The sequence below is a fragment of the Pseudomonadota bacterium genome (assembly GCA_034189865.1).
GTDB lineage: Bacteria > Pseudomonadota > Gammaproteobacteria > UBA5335 > UBA5335 > JAXHTV01.
Window position 1 is genome coordinate 17980 of the sequence record JAXHTV010000033.1, and the last position, 9473, is coordinate 27452.

Below are 9473 nucleotides of genomic sequence, written 5' to 3' on the forward strand. Positions count from 1 at the left end.
TTTCCCAATCTGTGCGTCAACTAAAAGCCAGGAGCACGAACACGCTGCAAGAACGTTGTCTCAACCTTGATAATGAGAGCCGAAGCCGGCAGCGTTGCGGTCGAAAAAAGCGATGACTTGGTTTAAAAAGTCGTGAGACGAAACGCGCAGGATCGATATTTTGCTACCTGAGCCAATACTTCCGGTGCAGCACCGGAACTATCGAGTTAGTCTCCTGTCATATTTATATTTTGCAATGGGAAGATAGATCAGCTGGAGAACGATTGCAAATCCCGGATCGAACCCACCTGACATCCTCATTACCCGCGCCGCACCCCGTTCGGAACAGCGGCATGCGAACGAACCCGCGACCGGCTCCAAAGCACAACGTCCTAATTTGACTCACGAAGGCTTGGGCCTAGTGAATCCTCGCGATAATTAGATAATGGCAAACGACAGGCCAATGGCAAGATTTCTTGCACTGGCGATTCTTCATATACGTGATGGCCCGCGAATCCCCAAAGGTCATTCGCGGGCCACGATCTCTCAGTGCTTTCCCTCTACTGGGCGGTGGACCCCGGCATTAGAATTTGTAATTCGCCATGACCCAGAACTTTCGCGTATCGGTTGCGAAAGTGTCCGCGTCATAGTCGGCGTACTTGACCAGACCTGAAAGATTGGGAGTGAATGATTTAGAGATGAGCAAATCCAGCTCAGTGCCGAAATCATCGCCACTTTCATCGCCGCTGAAGTCATGGTAGACGGCCATAAACTTGAAGCCACTCACCGTGACTTGGGCTTTCACCATCGTGTCCACCAAGCCATCACCACCGGCGATCAGATCACCCAGGAACTTGTCAGCCCAGCCGTTGAATGCATGCTTGGTAGCCAATGGCGTTTGGAAGTTGTAGGTTCCGTCTCCACTCAGAACTTCCTGGTCCACGGAGAACAACACGTTGGCGAAGGTCACGCCCACTCCGACCCAATAGTAGTCGGCATCGACAATATCCGTGGCGTCAGCGTAGTCGCTTTGATCCGCATACTCGGCGGTATAGTTTAGTTTCACGTCTTGCCCGAGAGGAACGCCACCGGTCACCCGCAACCCGAACGTTTTGGTGTCTTTTGTCGGCCCGGTATCCACTTCGAAATCGAGGAAATAGCCGTAGGCGGTGATGCTCGCCCAGTCGACCGGCTTGACAGTCGCATTAACCAAGTGGCCTTCCAGATCAACTTCTCCGAACAGAATCGTGTTGGATTTGTCCAGATAGCTATAGCTGAGGACCGTGTTGGTCAAGCTCTTGTTTTCCACCTTGACCGCATTGAAGGTTTGTTCGTTTTGCCGCCATCCGACGTTACCGACAAACCGTGCGTTATCGAGAATGAGTCTTTGTCGACCTAACCGAAAGAGCGTGTCAGGAACGCCTGCGTAATCCAAGTAAACCTGGTTGACTTCGGTGCCTTCAGGATCAGCCACCACAGGAAACTCGGTTTTACCATTCTGGGTGCTGTTGTATTTTTCTGCCCCCAAGGCGTCCACGTGTTCGAACTCGACGAATCCCATGAATCCTCCCACGCTACCCGTGCGGTAACCCAAGCGCAGCCGTTGAGTAAAGGCCTCGGCATCTTCGGTGAAGCCGTCTTGCTCAACCATCTCGGCCCGGATTCGGTAGTCCACGTTTGGCGTACCGCCGTTGATCGCGTCCGTGAGCGCGTTCGCGGAAGCTTGATCCAACGCGAGCATCGATACCATCGCCGTGGCGGTTAAAGCCGTCGTCTTGGTTCCATTAACCATTTTCGATTTCCTTATGTTTTCACGATCACGTGCGAGGGCCGCCCCCCTCTCGAAAAGTAAAGCGATCGATCAGATATAGGCGGTTTGCCGATCGATCAGTTTTCCACAAGCCCACGTTGCCCGACAGAAGCACTGGCCACCGGCCGAAATCTGGCCAACCAATAACAAGCTGACTTCAGAAGATCGATCTAAGTGCTTATTAAAGTCATGACGGCAATATGACAACGTTTGCATATGCTCTAGTCAACGGGAATCCGAATGACCACGCCGCCCATAATGTCGCCCAATTCGAAATCACGACGGGGCGAATCTTTGTGATCGTTGTGGCAACTCACACACGCTTCCGCCACCGCGGTATCGGGGTACAGGGCCGTAAAGTATTTCTGACCACCGAGCGTCTCTTCGCCGTAGTAGTTCTTTCCTGGATTGTCGACAATGTACTGCAAACCTGTCTCTTCCAGGTCCGTTTTTGGACCGTTTTGCGTGTTGACAGGCCAGAGCGACAACAAAGAATAGCTAAACCCCGGGTCTTGCTCGGCGACCAACTCGGATCCATAACGGAACATCTGAGCCGGCAACGGCAGTGCTTTGTCGTCTTCCCAGTATTCGCTGGCTTTGATCACGCCTTCGACATTTTGGAGACGGTTAACCACCTGCTTGGTGTAGACGGTCCGGTCAGCTGCCATGACGGCGTGGAGCCCGTCTGCCATTTTCTGCGGCGCAATTCCACCAGAGGTCGTTTGCGTGGTTTGTTCGCAACCCGCCAATCCGGCGATACCCAAAGCCACGAACAGACCCGCGAGACGAAAATTGTACTGAGGCATGACACTACTCCTTGGCTAAACTATGGTGATTGTTGGCATATTCGAATCGAACGCTGCGGTCGCCCCAGAGTCATTCCGAGCGCTCCCGGCTGTCGGCGGACTCAAGACGCTCCGCCACCCAGGTCATGCTCTCGACGACGCGACTGGGTTGACCATTGAAATTACGAGCAATCAACGACGGGTCGGCGAGCGCGTCGATGGCGAAACCAAGCCCGTGACAATCCATGCACACGTCGCGAAGCATTTTCTCGTTAGGTCGCAGATTGTGACTTTGATGATGATTGGCTCGGACGCGCTCGACTCCCTGCTCGCGATATACCTCCCGCGGCATATGGCAGGTCGCGCAGCTCACACCCGCCCCTGCGGCAACACGCCCATCTTGCTCGGCCTGCCAAAGCTCAAAGTGCTTTGACGAGCGAAAGTTGCGCGTGTGCTGGTCGTCATGGCAGGACTCACATGATTCGACTGCGGCCTGGCGCGTATCGAAATCGTGGGCGCCATGACAACTCTGGCAACCTAACTCTCGGTCCAGTGAATCCAGACGCATGGGTTGCCGCGCCATACCCGGTTGGAGCGCAGACAACCCGGCCGCTAAACGCATGCCGTGTTTTCCGGCGAGAAACCCCGCTTGCTCGAACTCATGGCAATCCCCGCAGACCTGATAGCCGGGCGAGGCATTCCACGGCGTTGCCTCGTCGGGCTGATGGCAGTCACTGCAATTGATGCCTTGAGCCGCGTGGCCTGTAGCCGCCCACCGCTCGACGATCTCGGGATCCTTGTGAGTCGGCGGACTGTCCGCTTGATCCGACGTCAATCGGACCGCGGAATTCACTTCGAAAACCGCTGGCACCGGTGCGAAGGGCGCCTCGAGAATCGCAGGCTCTTTCAAATGGCGCGCGAGAAAGTCCTCATAAAGCGCTGTGTTGTCGTGAAAGTTATGACAGCCGGAGCTCGTGCACGTGGTGAACTCCAACCCTTGATGGGTGGGACGTTCCTCTCCAACTTCGGCATGGCAAATCACACAATAGTCATCCGGCAAAGTGACCCCCATCGCATGGGTCTGTTCGGGACGGTGCTCCGTGTGGCAGGTCACGCAATAACGCGCGTCCAAAATTTCCGCCTTATCGGCGTTACGCGGATCGGTGAATTTCTTTCGCGGATGACTGTCATCGGCAGCCGCCAACTCCGCTCCGTGACAGTCCACACATGCCTGCTGAATGGACTCCATCCCGCCAAAGGTATCGACGTGACAGCTCTCACAAGCCAACTCGATCTGGTAGTGGCCATGGGTGGTCTGTCCGATCAGAAAAACCGAGCGGGCAGGTCCACTCAACGCCCAAGCCAAACCGCCCGCGAGCATCACGCTCAGCAGCCCCCAGACGACCCAATAGAACTTCGTATTCCCACCCACTAGAAGTAATACACAGACAAAATGTGGAACCCGAGCAGCACCGGCAACGGCCATAACACCAGGATATGGACCCACGTAAGCGCTGAGCGAACTCGACGACCCCACAGAGGTGTCAGTCGGTGAGAGGCCGCAATGCTTGATGCACTTGCCGCTCCGAACAACAGGGCGATGACAAAACTCACCAACAGGAATTGGTTCAAGTTGATGCCCACTCGAAAACCCGTATGCAAAAACAATGTCACGACAATCAACACGCCAATGAGGGTGTGAACTAAACGCCACCCGTCGTAACCTCCGGGCAGCTTAGGCAGGTAGCGCTTTCGCAGAGAAAGCGTCGCCGCTACCACGGTGAGTCCGAGCAGGCCATATCCGGAAAACTGTTTTAGAACGCCGTCCCGCCAGATCGAATCGAGCGCGTAACGCCAATCCTGAACTGAATCCGCCAATGGCACGGGTGCGAGAAGGAGCGTTGCCAAGGCACCGATCAATGCCACGGCGGAAAATAGCGTTAGCCACCGCGCCCCCTTGACCGGCTCGGCGGTCGCGGCGCTGCCAACCAAATCGTTGAGCAGCGGCTTGCAACTGCCGCAGACGGAAGACGCACCGGTCATCGCAGCCAGTTGATCGACGCTCGCCACGCCATGGGCCAACACCACACCAAGATCCCCGCGGGTGACCCCGGTGCAATTACACACCGTGACGTTACTCGGCCAGTCGGCCACGCTGGTGGCCGTTTGATCGGGCCAAATATGCCCTTGATTCTTGAAACGCCACTGTTGCCAGGGCCATAATCGTTGGCGGTTCAAGACCGCATCCTGGATGCGATTGAGTTCCGGCCAGTCGCCCACTGCCATGACGCCCTCCACCCGCCCTCGCCAAAGGGTCAAGCGGCGATACACTCCCCCGCTGTCGGAACGGAACGCCAGGTAATCAAAGGTGGCATCCGGTCGATTCGATCCCGACTCGCCGATACTAAAGACCGTTTCACCCGCCACCTTCAGTTTGGTCGCGGCGACCGTGCCTTGATAGATCGACTTGCCACCCAGAATGTTGTGGCTGGCCACGGCCGCCTGTTCCAGGCCCGGCGCGACCAATCCATAGACCACCTGCCTGTGCTCGGCACATTCACCCACGGCATAAACGTTTGGATCGGATGTCCGCATGTGGTCATCCACCCGAATGGCCCGTCCAACGCTCAAACCCGCCTCCCGGGCGAGTTTGATTCGTGGTTTGATTCCGGCGGAGACGACCACTGTGTCGCATTCCACGACCTGCCCCGATCGCAGCCGCACGCCTTCGACGCGATCGGTTCCCACAATCTCGGTCACCGCTTCGCCCAAGATGCACTCGATCCCCATATGCTCGATTCGGCGTTTGAGAAAACCGCCACCTTCGGAATCCAATTGGCGGTTCATAAGATTTCCGCCCTGCTCGATGACGGTCACGCGGGTGTTGAGCCCCTGCATTCCACGTGCCGCCTCCAGACCGAGCAAACCGCCGCCGATCACCACCGTGTGCCGGGTCCTGACTTTTCGCGCAGCGAGTTTCTGGGCATCGGCCATATCACGAAACGTAAAAACCCCAGACCGCTCGATACCGGGAATACCAGGAACGTGGGGATCCGAACCGAGCGCCAGAACCAATCTGTCGTAAGGCTGAATATGACCGTACTGATCAACAACCTGTTTCGTCTCTCGATCAATGTGCGTCACGCGGCAGTTCAGACGTTGAATCAGACGTTCATCGTCCGCTTCCGGTAGCGGATTTCCGACCCCTATCCAATCGGCTTCGCCGGTGAGCAGTGGCGTCAGACGAATTCGGTTGTAGGGGCCCCAGGGGTCGGCGTCGTAGAACACCACCCGCACGCCATCGGACCGACGCAACAGCTCTTTGGTCATGTGAACACCCACCGGCCCGCCTCCTACGACCAAGACCGTCATTCCCAAAGGGGTGTTTTCGGATGGAACTGTCACGAAATGGGCATGTCCTTGCGTCATTGCGAGTCATTCGGCCATAACCGCGCCGAGGCGGACAAAATTCGCGTTGGCGGCGATCTTCAACGGCCGCAGTCGACCATGAGCAGTGCGTGCTCAGGGTTGCCCGATAGCAAACGGTGTGCCAGCAGACGTAACCTGCTAGAAAAAGAGGGGGTTTTCAGAACTGTCGAGAACGATGCAAACGCTCAGTGTTCGCTTGTACGCACTTCAACAGCGCCAAAAAACGGACTCGGCACCACGATAGTGCGTCTACGGCACAGGACCGATTCGAGGGCGCTCGAATCGGTCACCCGTTTTTGAATCGGGAAACCGATGACATAGGCGGACGCGGACCCTGAACTGTACGCCGCCATATATAGCGATCCCGGACGTTCAAGGCGCTATCAAAGAAGCCAGTCATTCCGCATAGAGGCCGGTCCGGGATTGCGTCACGGATGCACTAAAGTCGGTAGCAGTGATGGTGTATGCTGAGGCGCTATGATGGAAATTTTGGCCCTCGTCGTTTTCACCTTGCTTTTACTGATCGGGACCGCGGGGGTCATCTTGCCGGTCGTGCCGGGTGTGCCGCTGATTGCGCTGGGAGGGTTGATCGCGGCTTGGCTGACCGATTTTTCAAATCTCACACTCAACCACGTCGCGATTTTGGTGGGCTTGGCAATCCTCTCTCAAATACTGGAGTATGCATCGACCGTGGTGGGGGCTCGATACTACGGTGCCAGACGAGCGGGGGTTTGGGGCAGCATCATTGGCTCATTGGCCGGTTTGATATGGTTTCCCCCCTTCGGCTTCTTGGTTGGCGCAATCATCGGCGCGATTGTGGCTGAAATGATCGCGGGTCGCGCCTTTGGCGAAGCGGTGAGAGCGGGTCTCGGCGCTTTGATCGGAACGCTGGGCGGAATCTTCGCCAAGGTCCTGATTATCATCGCCATGGCCATTTTGGCCCTGCCACCGCTCGTGATCCCTCTCTTGGGCGCCTAAACGGCGTATCGCCCGAACTAGACGCCGCCGATGCTTCCCTTCAGGTGTTCGTCACCAAATTGCAGCGCAGCAAGGCGGGCATAGAGCGTGCTTTGCTTTAACAATTGGTGGTGGGTACCGATGGCGTGAATGGTTCCGTGATCCATGACCGCGATGCGATCTGCTTTCAGGACGGTGGCTAAACGGTGGGCAATCACAATACTGGTGCGACCTTGCATCAGCGTATCGAGCGCCTGCTGCACTTTTTGCTCACTTTCTGCATCCAGCGCACTGGTTGCTTCATCCAACAGCAAAAGCGCCGGATCACGCAGAATGGCGCGAGCGATGGCGATTCTCTGGCGCTGCCCACCGGACAAGCGAACGCCTCGCTCGCCCAGGAAACTGTTGTAACCCTCCGGGAGACGCTCTAGAAATTCGTGTGCATGGGCGGCTTGTGCAGCCCCAATGACATCCTGCTCACTGGCGTTGGCGCAACCATAGCGAATGTTTTCCCAGGCATCGGCGGCAAACAGCACAGGCTCTTGGGAAACCAACCCGATGCGAGAACGTAACTCCGCCGGCGCTGCCGCACGCAAATCCACTCCATCGAACAGCAAACGCCCCTGATTGGGATCGTAGAACCGGAGAATCAGTTGAAAGACCGTGCTCTTCCCGGCACCGGAAGGGCCTACGAGCGCCAATCGTTCGCCCGGCTCCACCTGCAGGTTCAAACCATCCAAAGCCGCCACTTCCAGCCTGGAAGGGTAGTGAAACCGCACTTGCTCCAGGCAGACCCGGCCAGCAGCAGGTGTGGGCAGTGTAGTGGGATTAATCGGCGCTTTGATACGAGGCTCACTGGCAAGCAGCTCCAACATCCGCTCCGCCGCACCCACCCCACGCAATAAATCGCCAATCACTTCGCTGATGGCGCCCACGGCGGCCGCCACCAACATGGCGTAAAACACGAACGCCGATAATTCGCCCACCGATACCTGTCCAGCCATCACGTCCCGGCCACCAATCCAAAGAATGATGCCCACGGCGCTGAAAACCAGAAGAATCACCATGCCGGTGAGAATGGATCTTTGCCGGATCCGTCGAATGGCGACGGCGAAAGCTTGCTCGACACGTTCGCGAAAGCGAATCCGATCGACAGGCTCGTGTACAAAAGCCTGCACGGTCCGAATAGCATGCAAAGTCTCATTCACGTAAGAGCCGACGTCGGCGACGCGATCTTGGCTTCTCCTTGAGAGCTGGCGGACGCGCCGCCCATAGATCAGAATCGGGAAAACCACCAACGGGACACCCAGCAATACCAGCAAAGCCAGCTTGGGGCTGGTGATAATTAACATGATGATCCCGCCGATCAGCATGAAAACATTGCGGATGGCGATCGACAAAGACGAACCGAACACGGTCTCCAGCAGCGTGGTGTCGGTTGTAATCCGGGATTGCAACTCACCCACCTGGTTGGTTTCGTAGAATCCCGGATCCAGCGTCAGTACATGATTGAAGACCGCCAGGCGAAGGTCTGCGGCAATCCGTTCACCGATCCACGAGACCAGAAAAAATCGCACCGCGGTGGCGATGGCCATCACCCCCACAATGGCCAGTGTCACCAACAACATTCGGTTGAGAAGTTGAGGATCACCGCTGGCAAAACCCCGGTCGACAACCAGTCGAAGGCCTTGTCCGACCGCTAGCACTCCGGAAGCGGCCACCACCAACGCAAACGCCGCTGCGGCCACGCGCGCTCCATAAGGCCGAAGAAAACTCAACATCGTCAGTAAGGGTTTGATGTCCCGCGTGGAGACACTGGCCGGGGCTTCCGACGCCAAAGGGGAATCGACGGGTTGGTTTTCCAAAGTGCACCTTAATGAAACAACACAAAGGGCCCTCGAATAGCACATTTGCCATGCCAGCGGCAAGCTCTGATGCCGCCCCCGGCAGATCGACGAGACAGCGCTGGATTCGAGGGGACCAAAGCAAACCCAGCGGCGATGCGCTTCAGGGAGTGGTTGAGCGGATGCGGATTTCAGCAAACAGCCTCGTGACAATCCTTCGGAGGCCTCGGCCCCCGAAGGATCAGCTTGTTGCGATTGCGTTGTCAAATCAACTCGCTCACTGGGCGCATCGACGCTCTATCTAGAAGTAGTAGCTCAACCGGGTCAGAAACACGCTGCTGTCGGCGGTCGTACCGAGGACATGTGTCTTGTTCTCCGGCGGACCAAAGATTTCCTTGGAATTGTTCGGGAAGAACAGGTTCGCCTCGAAGTTCAGCCGCCAGTGATCACCGAAGACGAATGTCACGGCCGGAATCAGGAAGGCATCACTACCATTGATGTTCACGCCGCCGGCCAGTGACGGAAGGATCGTGTCGTAGCGGTAATTCAGGAGCAGCGAGGCAGTCACGAAAACCGTGTGCTCATCGCGCCCCTGCCCATAGGAAAGCACCTCGACGATGTCATCATCTTCGTCATAGTCGACGATCCACTGATCGATCAGCTGAATCG

The 9473-nt window shown here is 56.8% G+C and carries 7 protein-coding genes; 1 reads left to right on the forward strand and 6 read right to left on the reverse strand.

Annotated elements, in window-relative coordinates:
• Positions 1-562 precede the first annotated feature (562 nt).
• From SVU69_12040 to SVU69_12055, 4 genes are all read right to left on the reverse strand, one after another.
• On the reverse strand, positions 563-1771 hold the full coding sequence (locus SVU69_12040; GenBank protein MDY6943727.1) for an alginate export family protein: 1209 nt from the start codon (positions 1769-1771) through the stop codon (positions 563-565).
• 239 nt (positions 1772-2010) lie between these two features.
• Positions 2011-2595, reverse strand: coding sequence for a DUF3365 domain-containing protein (locus tag SVU69_12045; protein ID MDY6943728.1), 585 nt, complete (start codon positions 2593-2595; stop codon positions 2011-2013).
• Positions 2596-2665: 70 nt separating this feature from the next.
• Positions 2666-4006 carry a cytochrome c3 family protein gene (locus SVU69_12050; protein MDY6943729.1) on the reverse strand — a complete coding sequence of 447 codons (1341 nt, stop codon included), beginning with the start codon at positions 4004-4006 and terminating at the stop codon, positions 2666-2668.
• A complete protein-coding gene (locus SVU69_12055; GenBank protein MDY6943730.1) occupies positions 4006-5979 on the reverse strand; it encodes an FAD-dependent oxidoreductase in 1974 nt (657 codons plus the stop codon). Before SVU69_12055 ends, SVU69_12050 begins: the two co-directional genes overlap by 1 nt.
• Before the next feature lie 501 nt (positions 5980-6480).
• On the opposite strand from SVU69_12055, the gene SVU69_12060 reads away from it, so the two are divergent.
• Positions 6481-6981: a DUF456 domain-containing protein gene (locus SVU69_12060; GenBank protein MDY6943731.1), complete on the forward strand. Its 501-nt coding sequence runs from the start codon at positions 6481-6483 to the stop codon at positions 6979-6981.
• A gap of 17 nt (positions 6982-6998) precedes the next feature.
• Here SVU69_12060 and SVU69_12065 read toward each other — a convergent pair whose 3' ends face one another.
• Together SVU69_12065 and SVU69_12070 are read right to left on the reverse strand one after the other, a co-directional pair.
• Complete coding sequence (locus tag SVU69_12065) at positions 6999-8870, reverse strand: ABC transporter transmembrane domain-containing protein (protein ID MDY6943732.1); 1872 nt, start codon at positions 8868-8870, stop codon at positions 6999-7001.
• Positions 8871-9105: 235 nt separating this feature from the next.
• Positions 9106-9473: LysR family transcriptional regulator (locus tag SVU69_12070; protein MDY6943733.1), on the reverse strand; the 368-nt coding region annotated here is incomplete at its 5' end.

What these genes read in the sequence shown, in the direction of transcription:
- SVU69_12040 (MDY6943727.1), bottom strand. Translation starts at nt 1,771, where the DNA reads ATGGTTAATGGAACCAAGACGACGGCTTTAACCGCCACGGCGATGGTA.
- SVU69_12045 (MDY6943728.1), bottom strand. Translation starts at nt 2,595, where the DNA reads ATGCCTCAGTACAATTTTCGTCTCGCGGGTCTGTTCGTGGCTTTGGGT.
- SVU69_12060 (MDY6943731.1), top strand. Translation starts at nt 6,481, where the DNA reads ATGATGGAAATTTTGGCCCTCGTCGTTTTCACCTTGCTTTTACTGATC.
- SVU69_12065 (MDY6943732.1), bottom strand. Translation starts at nt 8,870, where the DNA reads ATGTGCTATTCGAGGGCCCTTTGTGTTGTTTCATTAAGGTGCACTTTG.